Origin of the sequence: Citrobacter farmeri, assembly GCF_019048065.1 — a bacterium.
In the GTDB taxonomy this organism is placed as follows: domain Bacteria; phylum Pseudomonadota; class Gammaproteobacteria; order Enterobacterales; family Enterobacteriaceae; genus Citrobacter_A; species Citrobacter_A farmeri.
Genome location: NZ_CP077291.1, coordinates 2,205,919 through 2,228,610 on the forward strand (window position 1 = coordinate 2,205,919; position 22,692 = coordinate 2,228,610).

The 22,692-nt window shown below is 54.8% G+C and carries 16 protein-coding genes and 1 pseudogene; 11 read left to right on the forward strand and 6 right to left on the reverse strand.

The window, feature by feature from the left end; translation table 11 throughout:
* Positions 1-16 precede the first annotated feature (16 nt).
* The 8 genes and pseudogenes from I6L53_RS10405 (at position 17) to I6L53_RS10440 (ending at position 8,359) form a co-directional block, all read left to right on the forward strand.
* Positions 17-751 carry a fimbrial biogenesis chaperone gene (locus I6L53_RS10405; protein WP_052425374.1) on the forward strand — a complete coding sequence of 245 codons (735 nt, stop codon included), beginning with the start codon at positions 17-19 and terminating at the stop codon, positions 749-751.
* A 2-nt stretch (positions 752-753) separates the two neighbouring features.
* The gene (locus I6L53_RS10410; protein WP_084196564.1) at positions 754-2,076 is read left to right on the forward strand and encodes a fimbrial protein; all 1,323 of its coding nucleotides are present in this window, start codon (positions 754-756) and stop codon (positions 2,074-2,076) included.
* 118 nt (positions 2,077-2,194) lie between these two features.
* Positions 2,195-3,499 carry a hypothetical protein gene (locus I6L53_RS10415; RefSeq protein WP_156970463.1) on the forward strand — a complete coding sequence of 435 codons (1,305 nt, stop codon included), beginning with the start codon at positions 2,195-2,197 and terminating at the stop codon, positions 3,497-3,499.
* A gap of 210 nt (positions 3,500-3,709) precedes the next feature.
* Positions 3,710-6,349 carry a YdbH family protein gene (locus I6L53_RS10420; protein WP_042318872.1) on the forward strand — a complete coding sequence of 880 codons (2,640 nt, stop codon included), beginning with the start codon at positions 3,710-3,712 and terminating at the stop codon, positions 6,347-6,349.
* The gene (locus I6L53_RS10425; RefSeq protein ID WP_042318873.1) at positions 6,346-6,537 is read left to right on the forward strand and encodes a YnbE family lipoprotein; all 192 of its coding nucleotides are present in this window, start codon (positions 6,346-6,348) and stop codon (positions 6,535-6,537) included. Before I6L53_RS10420 ends, I6L53_RS10425 begins: the two co-directional genes overlap by 4 nt.
* 7 nt (positions 6,538-6,544) lie before the next feature.
* Entirely contained in the window at positions 6,545-6,868 is a 324-nt protein-coding gene (locus I6L53_RS10430; protein ID WP_042318875.1) for a YdbL family probable chaperone protein, read from the forward strand.
* 114 nt (positions 6,869-6,982) lie between these two features.
* Positions 6,983-7,870 (forward strand): aldo/keto reductase family oxidoreductase, encoded by an 888-nt coding sequence (locus I6L53_RS10435; protein ID WP_042318876.1) that lies wholly within the window; start codon positions 6,983-6,985, stop codon positions 7,868-7,870.
* A pseudogene (locus I6L53_RS10440) lies at positions 7,863-8,359 on the forward strand (GFA family protein). The gene I6L53_RS10435 and the pseudogene I6L53_RS10440 overlap by 8 nt, the downstream one beginning before the upstream one ends.
* Here the strand turns inward: I6L53_RS10440 and azoR are convergent.
* A complete protein-coding gene (gene azoR, locus I6L53_RS10445) occupies positions 8,307-8,912 on the reverse strand; it encodes an FMN-dependent NADH-azoreductase (protein ID WP_042318881.1) in 606 nt (201 codons plus the stop codon). The pseudogene I6L53_RS10440 and the gene azoR sit on opposite strands and share 53 nt — an antisense overlap.
* Before the next feature lie 201 nt (positions 8,913-9,113).
* Between azoR and hrpA the strand changes: the two genes are divergently transcribed.
* On the forward strand, positions 9,114-13,016 hold the full coding sequence (gene hrpA / locus I6L53_RS10450) for an ATP-dependent RNA helicase HrpA (protein WP_042318882.1): 3,903 nt from the start codon (positions 9,114-9,116) through the stop codon (positions 13,014-13,016).
* Positions 13,017-13,102: 86 nt separating this feature from the next.
* On the opposite strand, the gene I6L53_RS10455 is transcribed toward hrpA, so the two are convergent.
* The 4 genes from I6L53_RS10455 to I6L53_RS10470 all read right to left on the reverse strand — a co-directional run bounded on the left by I6L53_RS10455 (position 13,103) and on the right by I6L53_RS10470 (position 18,728).
* Positions 13,103-14,479: an efflux transporter outer membrane subunit gene (locus tag I6L53_RS10455; protein WP_042318883.1), complete on the reverse strand. Its 1,377-nt coding sequence runs from the start codon at positions 14,477-14,479 to the stop codon at positions 13,103-13,105.
* Positions 14,476-15,558 carry an HlyD family secretion protein gene (locus I6L53_RS10460; protein WP_042318884.1) on the reverse strand — a complete coding sequence of 361 codons (1,083 nt, stop codon included), beginning with the start codon at positions 15,556-15,558 and terminating at the stop codon, positions 14,476-14,478. The genes I6L53_RS10455 and I6L53_RS10460 overlap by 4 nt, the downstream gene beginning before the upstream one ends.
* Before the next feature lie 41 nt (positions 15,559-15,599).
* Positions 15,600-17,252: an MFS transporter gene (locus I6L53_RS10465; RefSeq protein ID WP_042318885.1), complete on the reverse strand. Its 1,653-nt coding sequence runs from the start codon at positions 17,250-17,252 to the stop codon at positions 15,600-15,602.
* A 156-nt stretch (positions 17,253-17,408) separates the two neighbouring features.
* Entirely contained in the window at positions 17,409-18,728 is a 1,320-nt protein-coding gene (locus I6L53_RS10470; protein WP_042318886.1) for an MFS transporter, read from the reverse strand.
* 391 nt (positions 18,729-19,119) lie between these two features.
* On the opposite strand from I6L53_RS10470, the gene I6L53_RS10475 reads away from it, so the two are divergent.
* Together I6L53_RS10475 and aldA are read left to right on the forward strand one after the other, a co-directional pair.
* On the forward strand, positions 19,120-19,914 hold the full coding sequence (locus I6L53_RS10475; RefSeq protein WP_042319039.1) for a YdcF family protein: 795 nt from the start codon (positions 19,120-19,122) through the stop codon (positions 19,912-19,914).
* Positions 19,915-20,111: 197 nt separating this feature from the next.
* A complete protein-coding gene (gene aldA, locus I6L53_RS10480; protein WP_042318887.1) occupies positions 20,112-21,551 on the forward strand; it encodes an aldehyde dehydrogenase in 1,440 nt (479 codons plus the stop codon).
* Between the two features lie 40 nt (positions 21,552-21,591).
* Here the strand turns inward: aldA and gap are convergent, their stop codons facing one another.
* A complete protein-coding gene (gene gap, locus I6L53_RS10485; protein ID WP_042318889.1) occupies positions 21,592-22,593 on the reverse strand; it encodes a type I glyceraldehyde-3-phosphate dehydrogenase in 1,002 nt (333 codons plus the stop codon).
* Positions 22,594-22,692: the final 99 nt, after the last annotated feature.

The following is a 22,692-nucleotide window of genomic DNA, read 5'->3' on the forward strand; positions in this document are numbered from 1 at the left end:
ACGTTAAGGAGATAATATGATGAAATTCAAAAAGGGAATTTTGGCAGGTCTGCTGATGGCCGGTGTGCTGGTCAGTTATACGGTCAATGCCGGGGTGCGCCCGCAGCTAACCCGCATCGTGGCGTACGCTACTGATAAAGAAACGCCGGTGGAGGTGATTAACGACAGCAGCGAAACCTATATGCTGCAGTCGTGGCTGGAAGATCTGCAGGGCCAGGACAACAATATTCCCCTGGTGCTGACGCCTCCGGTGATGAAGATAGAGGGGAAAAAACACGGCAAGCTGCGCCTGGTGGTGATGAAAAGCGAAATCCCTCAGGACCGGGAGTCGGTGTACTGGCTGTCCCTGCAGGAAATCCCCCCGAAGGCAAAAAACGGCGCGGATAACCGTCTGGTGGTGGCTGTACGCAGTCGGCTGAAGGTATTTGTCCGCCCGGACGGTCTGAATGCGGCGGGGGCCAGGGAGGCAGCCAAACAGCTGACCTGGCGTGTGGAGCAGGAGGGTGGGAAGCGCTGGTTAACCGCCACCAATCCGTCGGCCTATTACATCAGCTTTGGCGAGCTGTCGATAAGCCAGGGGGGCGGGAATAAAGTCAGCGTGGCCGGTAAAACCCGGATGCCGCCGCCGAAGGGCAGCCAGCGCTATCCGCTGCCGGAATCGATGAAGGGCGGAAAACTGACCGTGACCTGGACGGCCACCCATGACTGGGGCGGGCAGGGGGAAACGCTGAAAGCGGAGGTCGGGTTGTGAGTATGAACAGGGTCTCCGGGGTTATCAGAAGCAGACTGTCCGTTGTCGCAATTGCTCTGCTGTCTTCAGGGATAGTGGGGTCCTCTTACGCCGGCACAAGAACCGGGATTCTTAACTGGAACGCATACGATACCATTTCTCCGGGGCAGATGGCTGTCACCTGTACGCTCACCTGGAGCGATCTGCGGCCATTTCAGGTTCCGCGTACATTGGTGGTGGACAACACGGCGCCAGCAGGAACGGTACTTCATCGTTGGGGATATGGAGAGTTTGCTGATTATCAGTACAATTGCACTGGCGGAGCGAGAGGAAGTGATGGTTATTATGTGAGCTCAGCCAGTGCGGTTATTGCCGACGTCAGGGCTCAAGGGCAGTATATAGAGGGGCCAGAAGGGGGGGGAATAGTCAGCCCGGGAGGATATGTATTTTCTACAAGCGTTCAGGGTATTGGTCTGAAAATTTATGCGACACCATACTATCATTCTGATTTTTCCTCGGAAAGTGTCAGGAGATGGGCATTAACTATCTATAATGCTCAGGGAAGCGCCCCGTATGATAGTGGTGTGGAGTATGGAACTAATACGCTGAATAATGGTGTGTTTGGTATCGGTTTTAAGACGAACTCTCCACGCGGTTCTGATTCGGTGAACAGTAACTATTATCAGTTTCAGGACACGTCAGTGAGCGTTTCGCTTCGGGCTGAGTTAATCAAAACAGGGACTATAACGGCCTCTGATTATGGTACGCCTGTTTCTCTGTCAATGCGTACCTCAAATAACGTTTTTGGTGCAACCACCTCGCAAACAGGAGATGTTTATTCAGCGCAGGAATTCAGCGGCAGTGGTATTACGCTTGCGTCGCCTGCCTGTATGCTGAATAACGAAAACTATGACGTGAATATGGGGGACTGGGTGGCTTACACCTGGGGTGGCGCGGTTCGCACAGGCAACGAAAAGCTGGTTGATATTTCTCTGAAGTGTACGGGTGCCGCAAATAACGTCTATTTTCGCTTTGAAGATGCCGGAACTGCCACAGCAAGTACAGACAAGAATATCCGGGTTTATAAAAGTGCCGGATCCGGAACCGATGTTGTTGACGGGCTGGAAATAGAGCTGCTGTACAACGGGGAACACGTTGATGTGGACGGAATAACGTTAACCGATACCGGTACGCATGGCAGTTATGTGAGCACCAACAACAGTGAAACACAACTATATTCATCGCAGAGCACGGCGCGTTTTACCGCCCGTTTTTTGCAGAATGGCCAAATAAGCTATCTGGGACCCGTCACCGGGAAAGTGAATATGTGGGTGACCTATGAATGATGTCTGCCGTGTGAATATTCCAGCGCAAGTCATTAGTCGCATTCTTATCACTATCGAATAACTCTCCAGACACGAAAGTCGTCAGGCCGGGGGAAACGTTGAAACGGGAAGTAATATTATGAATACAAATAAAATGAAAAATAAAGGGGGGCTGTTCACGCATAAATCAGCACCACTCATCTTCCCGGCAATAATCTATTTTGTGCTCATCACCAGCTGCGATGCGGGCATGAAAACAGGGGGCGTGTATTGGCCAGATACAGACAGATATGCGCCGGGACAGGTCGCAGAGACCTGCACATTCAGCTGGAGTGATACCAGACCCTTTCAACAGACACGAACCCTGATCGTTGATAATACCGCGCCTGTCGGGACGGTACTTCATCGCTGGGGGTATGGCGAGTTTGCTGATTATCAGTTCAATTGCACAGGCGGTGAGTTAGGTAGCTCCAGTAATTTCAGTTCCGGTACGGCAACAACCTATTTTTCTATCATTCCATTTTCTGACTCCGCGTCGATAGATGGCGGCGAGGACTCACCGATACCAACGAATATTAATGGGATAGGACTTAAGTTATATTATACGTTTCATACTGTCGGCGATGACTTCAGTTCAGGAACAAACGTATACACTTCTCAAATATATCCCCCTGATGCGGGTGTTGAGTATTATGCATATAGCCGGACGGCAGTCGTCTTTAAACACTGGACAAGACCTAAATCGGTATCCGGAATAGGGTCTGGCTATATTTTTAATCCGGCAAGTACAAGTTTTTCGTTCAGGGCTGAATTAGTAAAAACAGGCGATATCAGCTCTGATGACTATGGCAGAACGTTAACAGTGTCATTGAGTGATGGATCGTTGAGGGTTTTTACGTATAAACCTGAAGTAATAGAAACGGGTGATAACTTCTCTGTTGCCTCGCAATTTAGTGGCAATGGCATCACGATAACGTCTCCGGCATGTATGTTAAATAACGAAAACTACAATATTAACATGGGGGATTGGGTGGCTTACGCCTGGGGCGGCTCTGTACGCAGAGGAGACGAAAAGCTGGTTGATATTTCACTGAAATGTACAGGTGCGGCAAATAACGTCTATTTTCGCTTTGCCGATGCCGGGGGTTCCTCAGTCAGTCCTGACAAGAATATCCGGGTCTATAAAAGTGCGTCCTCCGGAACCGATGTTGTCGACGGGCTGGAAATAGAGCTGCTGTACAACGGGGAACACGTCGATGTGGACGGAACAACATTAACCAATACCGGTACGCGTGGCAGTTATGTAAGCACCAACAACGGTGAAACACAGATATATTCATCGCTGGATACGGCGCGTTTCACCGCCCGTTTTTTGCAGAACGGTCCAATAAGCTACCTTGGTCCCGTCACGGGGAAAGTGAATATGTGGGTGACGTATGAATGATCATAGTGGGCCGCTATTGCCCACTATCAGCCTTTAGATTTATCTGATAACCCACTGTTATTTATCTGACTTTCTGATTCTGATGAAGGTGAAAAATTGTGTATGTCATCCCGGAGCATCTATTCTTAATCTGGGCATGTTTCACTAAACATGACACAATAGCGGCCTAATTCGGCTTAATTTTTTGCTAAATCAGGATATTAACTGCCCATGAAGGGTAAATATAAAGCCGTTCTGGCGCTTCTGTTACTCATGATCCTCGTGCCGCTGACGCTGGTGATGACGCTGGGGCTGTGGGTTCCCACGCTGGCGGGCATCTGGCTGCCGGTCGGAACGCGTATTGCATTGAATGAGAGCCCCCGATTCACGCGCCACGGTTTACAAATTCCTGAGCTCCGCTATCTGGTGGGTGACTGCCAGTTAGCCCGTGTCAGTCAGGCCCGGTTGTCGCATCCCAGTCGCTGGCTGCTGAATATTGGTACGCTTGAACTCGACTCCGCCTGTCTGGCAAAACTGCCGCAGGCGGAACAATCTCCCGCCGCGCCACGAACGCTTGCTCAATGGCAGGCCATGTTGCCCAACACGTGGATCTCTATCGACAACGTCATTCTTTCGCCCTGGCAGGTGTGGCAGGGCAAACTGGACCTCTCGCTGAGCGCTTCGGTGCAGCAGCTTCGTTATCAGGGTGACAAGGTGAAATTTCAGGGTCAACTGCGCGGTCAGACACTGACGGTAAGTGAGCTTGATGTTATGGCGTTTGATGGACACCCCCCCGTCAAACTGGTGGGTGAATTCACAATGCCGCTGGTGCCGGATGGACTGCCGGTGAGCGGGCATACCGTCGCCACGCTCAGCCTGCCACAGGAGCCGTCGCTGGTCGATGCGGAACTGGAGTGGCGCGAGAATGCCGGCCAGTTGATCGTGATGGCGCGGGATAATGCCGATCCGCTGCTCGACCTGCCGTGGGAACTCACGCGCCAGCAGTTAACCATCAGCGACGGGCGCTGGTCGTGGCCTTATCAGGGCTTCCCCCTCAGCGGGCGTCTGGGCATGAAGGTGGATAACTGGCAGGAAGGCACAGAGAACGCGGTGATCAGCGGTCGGTTTAATGTGCTGACCCAGGGGAAAGCAGGGAAAGGGAACGCCGTGCTCACTTTTGGTCCAGGAAAACTGAGCATGGACAACAGCGCCATGCCGCTGCAACTGACCGGTGAAGCCAAGCAGGATGACTTGATTTTCTATGCCAGACTACCCGCCCAGTTGACCGGCAGCCTGACCGATCCGGAGCTGGCGTTCGAACCTGGCGCGCTGTTGCGTTCGCGTGGGCGGGTCATCGACTCGCTGGATATCGACGAAATCCGTTGGCCGCTGGCGGGCGTGAAGGTGACTCAGCGCGGAGTGGACGGACGACTGCAGGCGATTCTGCGCGCCCATGAGAATCAGATGGGGGATTTTGTCCTGCATCTGGACGGTCTGGCGAATGATTTTCTGCCCGATGCCGGGCGCTGGCAGTGGCGCTACTGGGGCGAGGGCAGTTTTACCCCGATGCACGCGAAATGGGATGTGGCCGGCAAAGGCGAGTGGCATGACAGCACCATCACGCTGACCGATTTGTCCACCGGATTTGATCAGCTCCAGTACGGTACCATGAAGGTTGAAACGCCCCGTTTGATCATGGACAAACCGGTTGAATGGGTGCGCGATGCGGCGCATCCCCGCTTTAGCGGAGCGCTCTCGTTCGATGCAGGGGAAACGCATTTCTCGGGTGGCAGCGTTTTGCCGCCCTCAACCCTCAAGTTCAGCGTGGAAGGGCGCGATCCGACTTTTTTCCTGTTCAAAGGCGATTTGCATGCCGGCGCGATCGGCCCCGTGAGGCTCAACGGCCGTTGGGATGGCCTGCGTTTACGCGGCCAGGCCTGGTGGCCGAAACAGTCGCTGGAGGTATTCCAGCCGCTGGTGCCGCCTGAATGGAAAATGAAGTTACGTGAGGGTGAACTGTATGCCCAGGTGGCGTTTTCGGCGGCCGCGGAACAGGGATTCGAGGCCGGCGGTCACGGCGTCTTAAAAGGTGGCAGCGCATGGATGCCGGATAACCAAATTAACGGCGTCGATTTCGTACTGCCGTTCCGCTTTAGCGCGGGCGCATGGCAACTTGGGACGCGCGGACCGGTTTCGCTGCGAATTGCTGAAGTGGTCAATCAGGTGACCGCCACGAATATTACCGCCGATCTGGAAGGGGCCTATCCGTGGAGTGAAACGGATCCGCTGTTGCTCACGGATGTGAGTGTGGATGTGCTGGGCGGCAAGGTTTCCATGCAACAATTACGCATGCCGCAGCACGATCCGGCACTGGTGCGGGTGCAAAACATCTCCTCGAGCGAACTTATCAGCGCGGTTAATCCGAAACAGTTTGCGATGTCCGGGCCGGTGAGCGGTGCGCTCCCTCTGTGGTTGAACAATGAAAAATGGATTATCAAAGACGGCTGGTTAACCAATCCCGGTCCGATGACGCTGCGTATCGACAAAGACACGGCAGATGCGGTGGTGAAAGATAACATGGCGGCGGGGGCGGCCATTAACTGGTTGCGATACATGGAGATTGCCCATTCATGGACCAAAATCAATTTAGACAATCTGGGCGTATTGACGATGCAGGCGCAAATTCGTGGCAACAGCCATGTCGATGGCAAGGTCGGCACGGTGAATCTCAACTATACCCACGAAGAGAATGTCTTTACGCTGTGGCGCAGTTTGCGTTTTGGCGACAATCTACAGGCATGGCTTGAACAGAACGCGGCGCTGCCAGAAAAAAACTGTCCGCAAGGCAAGGAATGTGAGGAACCCCAATGAAAACAATGACAGCCATGCTGGCGCTTCTCCCGCTTTGGTTAGTAACGGGCTGTACGCCGCGCATTGAAGTCGCGGCGCCAAAAGAGCCCATCACCATCAATATGAACGTCAAAATTGAGCATGAAATTCATATCAAAGTGGATAAGGACGTTGAAAGCCTGCTCAAATCCCGCAGCGACTTGTTCTGAGGTGATGATGAAGAAAACCTTTATCCTGGCGACGCTCATTCTGAGTTTGCTGAGTGGGAGCGCTCTGGCGCTGACGTTAAATGAGGCCAGAACCCAGGGCCGGGTCGGTGAGACGTACAATGGCTATCTGGTGGCCCTGAAACAAGACGCGCAAACGCTGACGCTGGTCAGTGAAATCAATAAAGCGCGAGCCGACAGCTATCGGCAGTTGGCTGAAAGCCACCAACTTCCCGTTGATGAAGTGGCGAAAATGGCCGGACAGAAACTGGTTGAGCGTGCGAAACCGGGAGAATATGTCCAGGGCATTAACGGCAAGTGGTTGCGCAAGTAATTAATCGTTATCTGCGAACTGCGGCTTTTCGTTTTGTTGGGTTGGGCGTAATAATTTGCAGGGTAAGTTTCTATACTCTCTTTTCTTACGCGCTATTCAGCAGAAGGGGCAGTTATGGCAAGTCACGGTAAATCTGACACGTTTTCTCTTGGTTCCCGGCAGGTCAAACGCTTAGGGTATGGGGCGATGCAACTGGCGGGGCCAGGGGTTTTTGGTCCTCCGAGGGACCGTCATGTTGCATTGACAGTGCTTCGGGAAGCGATCGCGCTGGGGGTCAATCATATTGATACCAGCGACTTTTACGGTCCACACGTCACGAATCAAATCATTCGCGAAGCGCTGCATCCTTACCCGGACGATCTGGTGATTGTCACTAAAATCGGCGCTCGTCGTGGAGACGATGCCTCCTGGTTGCCGGCGTTCTCGCCAGAAGCACTCAGACAGGCGGTTCACGATAATCTGCGCAATCTCGGTCTGGATGTGCTGGATGTTGTTAACTTACGCATTATGCTGGGCGACGGTCACGGCCCGCATGAAGGCTCTATTGAAGCGAGCTTCAGCGTGCTGGCTGAGCTTCAGCAGCAGGGACTGATCAAGCACATCGGACTGAGTAATGTGACCGCCAGCCAGGTGGCGCAAGCGCGCAGTATCGCAGACGTGGTCTGTGTACAGAATGAGTACAATGTTGCCCATCGTCAGGATGATGCGCTGATCGACTCGCTGGCAGAAGACGGCATTGCCTACGTTCCCTTTTTCCCGCTGGGCGGATTCACGCCGCTGCAATCCTCAACGCTTTCCGCCGTGGCCGAAAGCCTCAATGCAACACCGATGCAGGTCGCTCTGGCATGGCTACTGCACCGTTCGCCAAATATTTTGCTGATACCCGGCACCTCGTCGGTGACCCATTTACATGAAAATATGGCCGCAGGCGATCTGATTCTTTCAACGGACGTGCTGGCGACGCTGGATGGAATATCGAAGGAAGGACAAGTCGATGACTGAAAAAAGAGCAGCACAATGCCACTGCGGCGCCGTCAGATTTACCGTTCAGCTCAGTGACGGCTTTAATACCGTCCGGCGCTGTAATTGTTCATTTTGTCGCATGCGGGGAGCGGTGGTGGTCTCTGCGCCACTGATGGGGATAGAGATCGTCACGGGAAAAGACAAGCTCACGGAATACCGCTTCAATACCGGCACCGCCAGGCACTTCTTTTGTTCCGTATGCGGGATTTATACCTTCCATCAACGTCGATCCAGCCCGGATCAATACGGGGTTAACGTGGCATGTATTGAAAACGTGTCGCCGTTTGATTTTCCCTGTGTAGAAGTCACAGACGGAGTGAACCATCCGAGTGATGGTGTGAGTCAGGGTGTGGTGGGTTATTTATGCTATCAGAGCAAATAAAAAAACCTCCCGCACTGGCGGGAGGTCAATATGTTAGGCCGCGACGACGCTGTCAATGGCGGCTTTCGCGTCAGACTGAGCTTTAGACGCCACTTCCGGACCGTAGGCGATCCCTTCTGCGAACACGAAGTTCACGTCGGTGATGCCGATAAAGCCGAGGAAGATTTTCAGGTACGGCGCAATCAGGTCGGTCGGCGTATCTTTGTGGATACCGCCACGGCTGGAGAGGATCACCGCACGTTTGCCGGTGACCAGACCTTCCGGCCCTTTCTCGGTGTAGCGGAACGTCACGCCAGCACGAGCAATCAGGTCGAAATAGTTTTTCAACTGCGTCGGGATGTTGAAGTTGTACATCGGCGCGGCGATCACAATCACATCGTGCGCATTCAGTTCAGCAATCAGCTCATCAGACAGCGCCAGCGCGTCCTGTTGACGAGGCGTAAGCGGTGCGTCGCTCGGGCGCAGGGCTCCCACCAGTTCGCCATCCAGTACCGGAATTGGATTGGCAGCCAGGTCACGAACGGTGATTTCGTCAGCAGAGTGCTTTTCACGCCACTGTTCAACAAAATAATCAGACAACTGACCAGACTGAGAGTACCCTGCCAGAATACTGGATTTGAGAACTAAAACCTTGCTCATGGGTGTTTCCTTATAGGTGTTTGAATGGGCTGTGCCCCGTTGCTTGTTGACACTTTATTCACAATCCTGTTGCAGAGAAAGCGCAATATATCGAATCCTATGTTCGAATTTATTGAACAACACACAAAATGCGCTGATGTGGTACTCTATACCTATCATTTAGAAGAGATTTAACCAGGCAGAGCACTGCCTTTTAACGCTATGACAGAACAACAAAAACTCACCTTCCACGCGTTACAACAGCAGCTGGACACACTGATGCTGCGTGACCGGCAGCGCTTTTCACGTCGCCTGCACGGCGTGAAGAAGGTTAAAAATCCTGATGCACAACAGGCCATTTACCAGGAGATGGCGAAAGAGATTGAACAGGCGGCAGGTAAAGTTGTGCTACGCGAAGCGGCGCGACCGTTGATTACCTACCCGGAAAATTTACCTGTGAGCCAGAAGAAGCAGGCGATCCTCGAGGCCGTTCGCGACCATCAGGTGGTGATCGTCGCCGGGGAAACCGGTTCAGGTAAAACCACCCAGTTACCGAAAATCTGCATGGAACTGGGGCGTGGAGTGAAAGGGCTGATCGGCCACACTCAGCCGCGTCGTCTGGCGGCGCGTACGGTGGCTAACCGTATCGCCGAAGAGTTGCAGACGGAGCCGGGCGGGTGTATCGGCTACAAGGTGCGTTTCAGCGATCACGTCAGCGACAACACCATGGTCAAACTGATGACCGATGGGATCCTGCTGGCGGAAATTCAGCAGGATCGTCTGCTGATGCAGTACGACACGATCATTATCGATGAAGCGCACGAACGTAGCCTGAACATCGATTTCCTGCTGGGTTATCTGAAGGAACTGCTGCCTCGTCGTCCGGATCTGAAAATTATCATCACCTCCGCGACTATCGATCCGGCGCGTTTTTCGCGCCATTTCAATAATGCGCCGATCATCGAAGTGTCGGGGCGCACGTATCCGGTGGAGGTTCGTTATCGGCCGATTGTCGAAGAGGCGGATGACACCGAGCGTGACCAGTTGCAGGCCATTTTTGATGCAGTAGACGAACTCGGGCGTGAAAGTCCCGGCGACATCCTGATCTTCATGAGCGGTGAGCGAGAGATCCGCGATACTGCCGATGCGCTGAATAAACTGAATCTGCGCCATACGGAAGTGCTGCCGCTGTATGCGCGACTGTCGAATAGCGAACAAAACCGCGTCTTCCAGTCGCACAGCGGGCGGCGTATCGTGCTGGCGACTAACGTGGCGGAAACCTCGCTGACGGTGCCGGGTATCAAATATGTGATCGATCCTGGTACGGCGCGTATCAGTCGCTACAGCTATCGCACCAAAGTGCAGCGTTTGCCCATTGAACCGGTATCGCAGGCCTCCGCCAACCAGCGTAAAGGGCGTTGCGGTCGTGTATCCGAAGGCATCTGTATTCGTCTCTATTCCGAAGACGACTTCCTGTCGCGCCCGGCGTTTACCGACCCGGAAATTCTGCGCACCAACCTGGCGTCGGTCATTTTACAGATGACCGCGCTGGGGCTGGGTGATATCGCCGCGTTCCCGTTTGTCGAAGCGCCGGATAAGCGCAACATCCAGGACGGCGTGCGTCTGCTGGAAGAACTGGGCGCGATTACCACCGATGAACAGGCGACGGCCTATAAACTGACGCCGCTGGGGCGCCAGTTGAGCCAGTTGCCGGTGGATCCGCGTCTGGCGCGAATGGTGCTGGAAGCGCAAAAACACGGCTGCGTGCGTGAGGCGATGATCATCACCTCGGCGCTGTCGATTCAGGATCCGCGCGAACGCCCGATGGACAAACAGCAGGCGTCCGATGAGAAACACCGTCGCTTCCACGATAAAGAGTCCGATTTCCTCGCGTTTGTGAATCTGTGGAACTATCTCGGCGAACAGCAAAAAGCGCTGTCGTCAAACGCGTTTCGCCGCCTGTGCCGGACGGATTATCTGAACTATCTGCGCGTGCGTGAGTGGCAGGACATCTACACCCAACTGCGTCAGGTCGTGAAAGAGCTGGGGATTCCGGTGAACAGTGAACCGGCGCAGTACCGCGAGATCCATATTGCGTTGCTGACCGGGCTGTTATCGCATATCGGCATGAAGGATGCCGACAAGCAGGAATATACCGGTGCGCGTAACGCGCGCTTTTCGATTTTCCCCGGTTCCGGCTTGTTCAAAAAACCGCCGAAGTGGGCGATGGTCGCGGAACTGGTGGAAACCAGCCGCCTGTGGGGACGCATCGCGGCGCGGATCGATCCCGAGTGGGTGGAACCGGTCGCTCAGCATCTGATTAAGCGTTCCTACAGTGAACCGCACTGGGAGCGGGCGCAGGGTGCGGTTATGGCGACGGAAAAGGTGACCGTTTATGGTCTGCCGATTGTCGCCGCGCGTAAGGTGAACTACAGCCAGATCGACCCGGCGCTGTGCCGCGAACTGTTTATCCGCCATGCGCTGGTGGAAGGTGACTGGCAGACGCGCCATGCTTTCTTCCGTGAAAACCTCAAGCTGCGCGCCGAAGTAGAAGAACTGGAACACAAATCGCGCCGCCGCGACATTCTGGTGGACGACGAGACGCTGTTTGAGTTTTACGACCAGCGTATCAGCCATGACGTCATTTCCGCCCGGCACTTTGATAACTGGTGGAAAAAGGTCAGTCGCGACACACCGGATCTGCTCAACTTTGAAAAGAGTATGCTGATCAAAGAGGGCGCGGACAACATCAGCAAGCTGGACTACCCGAACTTCTGGCATCAGGGCAATCTGAAGCTGCGGTTAAGCTATCAGTTTGAACCGGGCGCGGATGCGGACGGGGTGACCGTACATATTCCGCTGCCGCTGCTCAATCAGGTCGACGAAAGTGGCTTTGAATGGCAGATCCCGGGGTTGCGCCGCGAACTGGTGATTGCGCTGATCAAATCGATGCCGAAGCCAGTGCGGCGCAATTTTGTTCCGGCACCGAACTATGCCGACGCGTTTTTAGGCCGCGTGACGCCGCTGGAACTGCCGTTGCTGGACGCCCTGGAGCGCGAGCTGCGACGGATGACGGGCGTGACGGTTGACCGCGAAGACTGGCACTGGGATCAGGTGCCCGATCATCTGAAAATCACTTTCCGGGTGGTGGATGATAAAAACAAGAAGCTGGAAGAAGGGCGCTCGTTGCAGGTGCTGAAAGACCGGCTGAAAGGGAAAGTGCAGGAGACGCTCTCGGCGGTGGCCGATGACGGTATTGAACAGAGCGGGCTGCACATCTGGAGCTTTGGACAACTGCCGGAAAGTTACGAGCAGAAACGCGGCAACTATAAAGTGAAAGCGTGGCCTGCGCTGGTAGATGAGCGCGACAGCGTGGCGATCAAGCTGTTCGACAACCCGCTGGAGCAACAGCAGGCTATGTGGTCAGGCTTGCGCCGTTTGCTGCTGTTGAACATCCCGTCGCCGATCAAATACCTGCACGAAAAGCTGCCGAACAAAGCCAAACTGGGTCTGTACTTCAACCCATACGGGAAAGTACTGGAACTGATTGATGACTGTATTTCCTGCGGCGTGGATAAGCTGATTGACGCCAACGGTGGCCCGGTCTGGACGGAAGAAGGTTTTGCCGCGCTGCATGAGAAGGTTCGCGCCGAGCTAAACGAGACGGTGGTGGAGATTGCGAAGCAGGTCGAACAGATTCTGACCGCCGTCTTTACCATCAACAAGCGGCTGAAAGGGCGCGTGGATATGACGATGGCGCTGGGGCTTTCTGATATCAAAGCGCAGATGGGCGGGCTGGTGTATCGCGGATTTGTCACCGGCAACGGCTTCCGTCGTCTTGGCGATACGCTGCGTTATCTGCAGGCGATTGACAAACGTCTCGAGAAACTGGCGATTGATCCCCACCGCGATCGCGCGCAAATGCTGAAAGTCGAAAGCGTACAACAGGCATGGCAGCAGTGGTTGAACAAACTGCCGCCGGCACGCCGCGAAGACGAGGACGTGAAAGCGATCCGCTGGATGATTGAGGAACTGCGGGTCAGCTATTTTGCCCAGCAGCTGGGGACGCCGTATCCGATTTCGGATAAACGCATCCTGCAGGCGATGGAGCAGATTAGCGGCTAATTCAAGGCCGGAATGGCGGTTTCGTTATTGGGTCTGCGAAGAGTTACCCTCCCAGGCCCGTAAGCGAAGCCGTCATCGGACGTCGGTCAGGCAGTCCACCCGCCACCCAGGGCTTTATACAAATCAATCTGCGCCAGCAGCAGGTTATTTTTCACCTGAACCACACTGGTTTGTACGGAGAACAGCGTACGCTGGGCATCCAGTACGTCGAGATACGAGGAATAACCGTTGCGATAGCGATTTTGCGCGATACGCAAGGTTTCCTGCGCGACCGCTTGCTGGGCCTGTAGCTCCAGCAACTGCTCCTGATAACGCGTGATGGCATCCAGGCTGTCGTTCACTTCTCTGAAGGCGTTGCGCACGGTTTTCTCATAGCCGTACAGCGCCTGATTACGCTGCGACTGCGACATATCCACCTGCGCGTTCAGCGCCTGGCGGTTCAGCAGCGGCGCAAGAATGCTGCCGCCGAGACTCCATAGCTGGAGGGGATTATCGAGAAGACCGGGCAGGGTGCGATCCTGTATCGATCCGCCCGCGGTGAGATTGATCGACGGCAGCAGGCTGGCGCGGGACGCTGCCAGCGAGGCATCAGCAGCAACCAACTGACGCTCGGCCTGGACAATATCCGGGCGGCGATTAAGCAAGGTTGACGGCAGTTGAGAGGGCATTTTCAGCGCTGTCAGCGCCCCGAAATCCGCGCTGCGCTCGACGCGTTGCGGGTTATCACCGAGCAAAATACTTAACGCGTTCTCCTGGCGGGCAATCTGATGTTGCAGGAGCGGGATTTGCGCTCGCGTGGAGCGCAGTTCAGAGTCGGACTGCATTAACTCCAGGCGTGAACTGTAGCCCGTTTCATACTGGCGCCTGGCCAGATTCAGCGCCTCCTCGCGGGATTTCACCGTCGCCTGGGTCACCTCCAGCTGTTCGTCAAGCGCCAGCAGCGTAACATACCCGGAGGCGACCGATGATGCGAGGGTCAAATCTGCCGCGGCGGCGGCCGCTTTTTGCGCCTCCAGCGAGGCCTGCGCCGCGCGTGCCGTACTGCGGTTAACCCCCCAGATATCGACATCATAGCTGGCGGTCAGGCTACCTTTATACAGCGTACTGTAGATGGGGAGTCCGGTTGCGGCGGACTGCGCGCGTGCGCGGGTTCCAGCGAGGCCCGCATCCAGTGAGGGAAACAAGCTGCCTTCGGCGGCATAAACCTGCGCCTGGTATTCATTGATGCGCTCGCGGGCGATCAGCACATCGCTGTTATTCTCGAGCGCCTGATCGACATACTGGTTCAGATAACGGTCATGAAAATTCCGCCACCACACCTGCTCTGCGGGACTGGCAGGGCCGCTGGTTGCTCGCCAGGCGGCGGGGATCGCCAGGGACGGTTTCGCGGGCTGAACATCGACCGACTGACAGCCGATCAGCAGCAGGGCAACTGCCACGCCAGGCAGGAAACGAAGGATCATGGCTTCGCCTCCCGGGTATCAATGTGAACCTGCACCGACATACCGGGGCGCAGTAGCGCGATATCTTCTGGCTTGCCAAGCACTGCCACCCGGACCGGGATGCGCTGGGCAATTTTCACGAAGTTGCCCGTCGCGTTATCCGGCGTGATGGCGCTAAATTCCACGCCCGTTGCCGGTGAAATGCTCTCAACGCGGCCTTCAAACTGTTTATCATTTAACGCATCGACGCTAAATTTCACCGGTTGTCCGACGCGGAGATCGGCCAGCTGTGTCTCTTTGATATTCGCGATGACCCAGTGTTGAGACGGGACCAGGGTGGTGAGATGCGTACCGGCAGTGACGTATGCACCAAGCCGTACCGAGATTTGTCCAAGCTGACCGTCGCGTGGAGCGGCGATCCGTGTGTTTTGCAAATCAATTTCCGCCAGTTCCAGCGCGGCTCTGGCGTTTTCGACATCCGCCTGCAATGCGTCGCGGTTAACAATCACGGTCTGCAAATCCTGTCGTGACATCTCCAGCGTCGCCCTGGCCTGATCGATATCCGCGCTGCCCTGCGCGGCACTGGCGAGTGCAGCATCACGTTCACGAATCGACAGTGAGCCATCAGCCGTCAAATCTTTAACTCGCTTCAGGTCGGCCTGAGTCTTAAGACTTTGCGCTTTGGCATTTTTCAGGATGGCTTCGTTGCGTTCAATAACGGCTTCCGCGCTTTTACGCTGCTGCTGGTTATTGTTGAGCGCGGCAATTTTCATCGCCAGTTGCGCCTGGGCCTGATGCACCCGCTGGCGATAGATGCGGTCATCTATCTGTAACAGCAGATCGCCTTTTTTTACCTGCTCAAAATCCTGTACATTCACCTGAGTGATGTAGCCGTTCACCTGCGGGCTGATAAACGTCGTTTGCCCGCGTACATAAGCGTTATCGGTAAACTGCGTATGGCGAGTAAACGGCGGAAGCTGCCACGCATAGAGGATCACCAGCACGCCGACGATGCCAATCGCTGCCGCGGCGAAAATGGAGACAATACGCAAATTATTGCGGGTGTGGGCCTGCTCTTTGGCGGCATCCTGCTGACTCATAACTGCTCCTGAGAGAACGCTTTTGACATCATTATTTTCCGTTATTTAGTACCTGTGGCTTTCTTCAGCGCCAGATGCGCAGTCACGCGCAGACGCAGCAGACGCCAGAAAATCCACACCAGCGTGGCGGTGGCAATGCTGGCCGTCAGCAGGTAGGTATCGTTGTATGCGAGAATATTGGCTTCAAGGGCGCTGGCGTTCTGGAGTTGTAGCGCGGCCTGGGTGTCCAGCAGCGAGTTGTCGCCAATCAGACCCTGGTACATCTGCGTATAGCGCTGTAGCCGCTCAGTTACCAGCGGATTGAGCGTGGTGAGCTGATCTGCCAGCAGACTGGAGTGGTATTTTTCGCGCCAGGTCTGAAAGGTGCCGAGGATCGCCGACCCTAACAGGCCGCCGATGTTCTGACTCATCCCAAACAGCACTGAAAAGCTGACCAGATTTCGCGGATCGGCGACAACGCCACCGATCCCGGCCAGCATCGCCGGGGCAAGGAAGAACGCGCTGCCGAAACCAAGCAGAAATTGACTTATCATCAACTGATCCGCCCGCGTCAGGCTGTTCGACTGGCTGTCCAGTAGCGAGGCGATGATCATCAGTACCAGCGAGGTCACGATGGGCCAGGCAAGCCGCGTCGGCTTAATCGTCAGACAACTGGCGACAATGCCGCATACAATCCCGGCAAAGATCGACCACGCGAGCCAGGTCATCTGCTCATTCTGCAGCCCGACGTACTGCAACCAGCCGATCACGCCGGTATTTTGCTCCGCCAGCACAATGCGGATCAGCAGCATAATCAGCCCCAGCCGTAAGATACTGCCACTCGACAACCAGCGGGTGTTGAGCAGGGGATTGCTGCGGTTATGTTCAAACGTAATGGCGGCGATGATGAGCACCGTTGCCAGCGCCAGCGACCAGCCGATCCACGGCGCTTCAAACCACCAGTCCAGGCGACCCAGCGACAGCACCGCGCAAAGTAATGCCATCCCCGGCGCCAGTAAAATAAATGTGATGAAGTCTTTCTTTTCAAACACCTTTTTACGGTCGCCCGGCGGCAGTTTCAGGGCGATGACGCAACCAAGCGAGATCAGTGCCAGACCCAATTCAAAAAAGTACAGGCCACGCCATTCATCAAGCTGTAGCAGTTCGGTCGAAAACAGGCGGGCTATCGGGATCGCCAGCGATGAGCCGGTAATGCCTATCGTCAGCGCCTTGAGGCGATGTTTCGCCGGCCACGCCTGAATCTGATAATAAATGCCCAGCGAACTGAGCGCGGCGGCGACCATGCCGTGCGCGGCACGCACCATCAGTGCAGAACTCAGGTCGTTGACAAACAGGTGGAAGAAGGTGACCAGCACGTACAGCACCAGAAACCCTTCGGTGAACGCCCGCAATCCGTACTGCTGACGAAATTTCACCAGCAACAGGTTGATGGAGACGTTTGTCATCACGTAGACCGCTGGCAGCCAGGCGATTTCTGTTGACCACGCGGCAAAGGTCCCCTGCAAATTTTGCAGATTCGCGGAAACCATCGCGTTGCCCAGCGCCCCCGTCAGGCACACCAGTAATCCAACGACGCCGTAAGCGATGCGTTTGGGGGGGCTGTGAACCGGTGTTGAGGGGGAACCTAACAGGGCTGGTTTTTCGTGTGGCTGCCAGTCGCGAGGCGCGTAGGGATCGCGTTGCGGCAGACGCATAAGGTTTTTTACCTTCATTGAATCTATTGGTTAGCAGGCTAATGGTAATGTATGTTACGTAAATTATAAATCAAGTGAATAGGAAAACGCCTGGTAAATCAAATGTTCCGTGCAGGTATTAAATCAAAGCGGCCAAAGAATCTGGCCGCGAAGGGATTACAACTCGTTGGGCTGGGCGTTAATCGCCGGACTACGTTTCACCCGGCTGGCAAAGAAAATGGCAACCAGGGAAATCGCTACGGTCGTAAGCAGGTACCACGCCACGGGTACCCAGTCGCCATCGTATTTCGCCAGCAACCCTGTGGCGATAAGAGGAGCCGTACCGCCTGCCAGCGCCGCGCCAATCTGGTAGCCAAGCGTGATGCCGGTGTAACGGACGTTGGCGCTGAAAATTTCGGAGCACAGCGTTCCCAGTACCGCCGTTACCGGCGCCCAAAGCACGCCGAACATCACGATTGTCGCCAGCATAATGCCCCAGGTGGTGCCGGTATTAAGCAGCAGGAACCACGGCACGATAAACAGGCCAAGCAGGGAGACGCTGATGGTGTACATCCGTTTACGCCCGATTTTATCCGACAGCAGCCCCATTAACGGGATCATCACGGTGGCGATCAGCGCGCCAACGGTGACCGCTTCCAGCACCTGGGATTTCTGATAGCTGAGGGTGCTCGTGGCATAGCTGACTACGAAGGTCGAGAAAATATAGAACGGTGCGGTTTCGACCACCTTCAACCCGGCGGCAATCAACACTTCACGCCAGTGATGGGTCAGCGTATCGCGCAGCGGCGCTTTGGCAACCTGGCCAGAAGCTTTCACTTTCTTAAAGTCCGGCGTTTCGTCGATATCGCGACGGATCCATAACCCTAACAGTACCAGTACGGAGCTCAGCAGGAACGGGATGCGCCAGCCCCAGGAGAGAAAATCTTCTTCGCTAAACAGCGTCATCAGCGAGACGATAAACGTCGCCATCAGCATCCCAATGGTCACGCCTGCCTGCGGAATACTGCCAAAGAAGCCTTTGCGTTTTTCCGGCGCGTACTCATAGGCCAGCAGCAGCGCGCCGCCCCATTCGCCGCCTATCCCCATTCCCTGGATGATGCGCATCAGAATAAGCAGAATGGGGGCCCAGATACCGATCATGTCATAAGTGGGCAGCAGACCGATCATCACCGTCGCGCCGCCCATCAGGGAAAGCGTCAGTACCAGCGTCTTTTTACGCCCGATGCGATCGCCAATGTGGGCGAAAATCACCCCGCCAATCGGACGGATAAAAAAGGTCAGTGAGAAGGAGAGATATGAGAGGATCAGACCAATCACCGGGTCGACCATCGGGAAGAAAATTTTGTTGAACACCAGTGCTGCTGCGGTGCCATACAGGAAGTAGTCGAACCATTCAATCGCACTGCCGGTCAGACTGGCGACGAGGACCTTCTTATTTTTCTTCAGAATAGCCGTACTATTTTCATGGGTTGTCATTAACTTAAAACCTCCGCCAGAGAACAAAGAAGGTGCCACCCTGCAGCGCGCCAGGTGCAACCTGTTACGTTAAATAGTTGTAAAATTGTTAATCAAACTAGGTGTGTTCTTAACATTTAACAAGCGGCGTCACGCGGGAATGGGCTTGAAAGAGAGTGATTTACCCGTGTTATTTTCTGTAAAAATAAAAAATACAGCGTTAATCATTTATAAAATGGCCGTCAGGCAGGATAACATGCAGGTGCAACCGCCCGATTTTTAGACGTTTTGTGTTATTTCACGCCGATGGTAAAAAAAGCGTCGAAATATCAATCATCAGCCTTTCAGAGAGATCTGCTGTTTATTCAGGGCGGGTGCGGTACTCTGCTGAAATGAGAGGAGGAGCCTAATGATGCAACCGTTCCCGAAACTTTCCGCCACCACCCTTGAGGCGATCAATACCGTGGGGCAGTGGCTGGCGCAGGACGATTTCTGCGCAGGGGCCGCTTATCCGGCAGACTGCGTGGTGCTGGCGGGGAATGCCGTCATCCCGACAATTGACGCCGCATGTCGAATTGCTCAGGAGCAATCAATTCCGCTGTTGATCGCCGGTGGGATTGGTCATTCCACAACCTTCCTGTACGCCGCCGTCGCTCAACATCCGCGCTATAACACGATTCAGACAACCGGTCGCGCCGAAGCTGCCGTTCTGGCGGATATTGCCCGGCAGTTCTGGCATATTCCCGCCGATAAAATTTGGCTGGAAGATCGGTCCACCAACTGTGGAGAAAACGCGCGTTTTAGCGCGCAGATGATTGCTCAGGCCGCAGAACCCATTAACACCGCTATCGTGGTACAGGATCCCACCATGCAGCGGCGTACGGTGGCGACATTTCGCCGGGTGACCCGTGACGATCCAGACGCGCCGCGCTGGTTGAGCTATCCGGGGTTTACACCAGTATTGTGTCAGCAGGAAGACGGTATCGCGTTCGCCAATGACCCTGACGGCCTGTGGACCGTCGATCGCTATTTAGCGCTGGTGGTGGGTGAAATCCCGCGCTTGCGCAATGATGAAACCGGCTATGGTCCTCGCGGGCGCGACTTCATTGTGCATGTGGATTTCCCGCCAGAGGTCGAGACCGCGTGGCAGCTCCTGCAACAGGATCCGGCGCTCAATGACGCGATGAACAACCGGTCGCTGCGCTAATGCCTGCCCGTTTGGGAGTCTTTTTTCCCAAACGGGCAAAACACGAATGCCTGCTGTTTCTTTCTCCCCAGCCCGATCTTCTTCTTTTATGAAGCAGTTCACAGAATCACGACGACAGTCGGGATCGTTGCGGCATGATTGATATTTATTAACAATGATTTTACTTGTTAAAAACAATTCAATCACAGGAGTAGCGCATGTCAGTACCCGTACAACATCCTATGTATATCGACGGACAGTTTGTGACCTGGCACGAAGATGCCTGGATTGATGTCGTCAATCCGGCGACCGAAGAGGTGATTTCACGTATTCCTGATGGTCGGGCTGAAGATGCGCGTAAAGCCATTGACGCCGCCGACCGCGCTCAGGCGGACTGGGAAGCGCTACCGGCTATCGCTCGCGCGGGCTGGCTGCGAAAAATCGCCGCCGGGATCCGCGAGCGTGCCGACGAAATCAGCGCCTTAATCGTCGCGGAAGGAGGCAAAATTCAGCAACTGGCGGCAGTAGAAGTCTCCTTTACCGCCGATTACCTCGACTATATGGCGGAGTGGGCTCGCCGTTATGAAGGCGAAATTCTGCAAAGCGACCGCCCCGGCGAGAATATTTTGCTGTTTAAACGCGCGCTGGGGGTCACTACCGGGATCCTGCCGTGGAATTTCCCGTTTTTCCTCATTGCCCGTAAGCTGGCTCCGGCGCTGCTTACCGGGAATACCATCGTGATTAAACCCAGCGAATTTACGCCTAATAACGCCATTGCGTTTGCCAAAATCGTCGATGAGATTGGCCTGCCGCGCGGTGTGTTTAACCTGGTGCTGGGGCGTGGCGAAACTGTCGGCCAGGAACTGGCTGGCAACCCGAAGGTGGCGATGGTCAGTATGACCGGTAGCGTTACTGCGGGTGAGAAGATTATGGCGACGGCGGCGAAGAATATTACCAAAGTGTGTCTGGAACTGGGCGGCAAGGCACCGGCCATTGTGATGGATGATGCCGATCTTGACCTAGCGGTCAAAGCGATTGTGGATTCCCGCGTCATCAATACCGGGCAAGTCTGTAACTGCGCTGAACGTGTATATGTACAAAAAGGGATTTATGACCAGTTTGTGAACCGTCTGGGCGAAGCCCTGAAAGCGGTGCAGTTTGGCAATCCTGGCGAGCGTAACGACATCGCCATGGGACCGTTGATTAATGCTGCCGCTCTGCAACGCGTGGAGCAGAAAGTGGCGCGTGCCGTTCAGGAAGGGGCGCGAGTGGCGCTCGGCGGTAAAGCCGCTGAGGGCAAAGGCTACTATTATCCACCCACGTTGCTACTGGATGTTCGTCAGGAGATGGCCATCATGCATGAGGAGACCTTTGGTCCGGTACTGCCCGTTGTGGCCTTCAACACCCTGGAAGAGGCCATCACGATGGCAAATGACAGCGACTACGGTCTGACGTCGTCTGTTTATACGCAGAATCTCAACGTGGCGATGAAAGCTATTAAAGGGCTGAAGTTTGGTGAGACCTATATTAATCGCGAGAACTTTGAGGCGATGCAGGGCTTCCACGCTGGCTGGCGCAAGTCGGGAATTGGCGGTGCTGACGGCAAACACGGGCTAAACGAGTACCTGCAAACGCAGGTAGTCTATTTGCAGTCCTGATCATCAGAAGAAGGGCGGAGGTTTCCCTCCGCCTTTACGCTTAGAGTTTAATGAACTTATCAAGGGTACGGATCAGTTGCGTCACAAAGCCGTATTCGTTGTCGTACCAGGCCACGGTTTTCACCAGTTGCAGATCGCCCACCTCGGTGATTTCAGTCTGGGTCGCATCAAACACGGAACCAAAGTGGGAACCGATGACGTCAGAGGAGACGATTTCTTCATCGGTATAGCCAAAAGACGCATTGTTATGCGTCGCTTTCTTCAGGGCGTTGTTGACCTCTTCCGCCGTCACCTTTTTAGCCAGAATCGACACCAGTTCGGTGACGGAACCGGTTTTCACCGGAACGCGCTGAGCATGACCCTTCAGCTTACCGCTGAGATCCGGGATGACAAGACCGATCGCTTTCGCCGCCCCCGTGGTATGCGGGATGATGTTTTCGGCTGCCGCACGCGAGGCGCGCAGATCCTTCCCACGCGGACCATCGACCAGCGACTGCGTGCCGGTGTAGGCGTGAATCGTGGTCATGGTGCCCACCTTAATACCAAAGTTGTCGTGCAGGGCTTTGGCCATCGGTGCCAGGCAGTTGGTGGTGCAGGAGGCCACCGAGACAATCACATCACTGGCATTTAGCGTGTCATCGTTAACATTGAAAACGATGGTCTTCATGTCGCCAGCAGGTGCCGAGATCAACACTTTCTTCGCGCCTGCATCGATGTGTGCCTGAGATTTCTCTGTGGAGGTATAGAAGCCGGTGCATTCAATGATGACTTCCGCACCTTTGGCTTTCCACGGAATATTTTTAGCGTCTTTCTCTGCATAAACCGCGATCGTCTTTCCATCAACAATCAGCGCGTCTTCCGTAAAGTCAACGCTCCAGGGGAACGGACCGTAGTTTGAGTCATGCTTAAGCAGATAGGCGAGGATCTTAGGGGAGGTGAGGTCGTTGATCGCGACCACCTCAACATCGCTTTTAACTTCCAGTAACCGACGCAGCACCAGACGACCAATACGACCAAAACCGTTAATGCCAATTTTACGCATAATGAACTCCTGTGAGGTTGTAGCGGACATTCTTTTTTCCCTTCCAGGCATAGTCCAGTATAGCGGGGGGAGCAATCGCACTTCTTGCCGTTAAGCCTA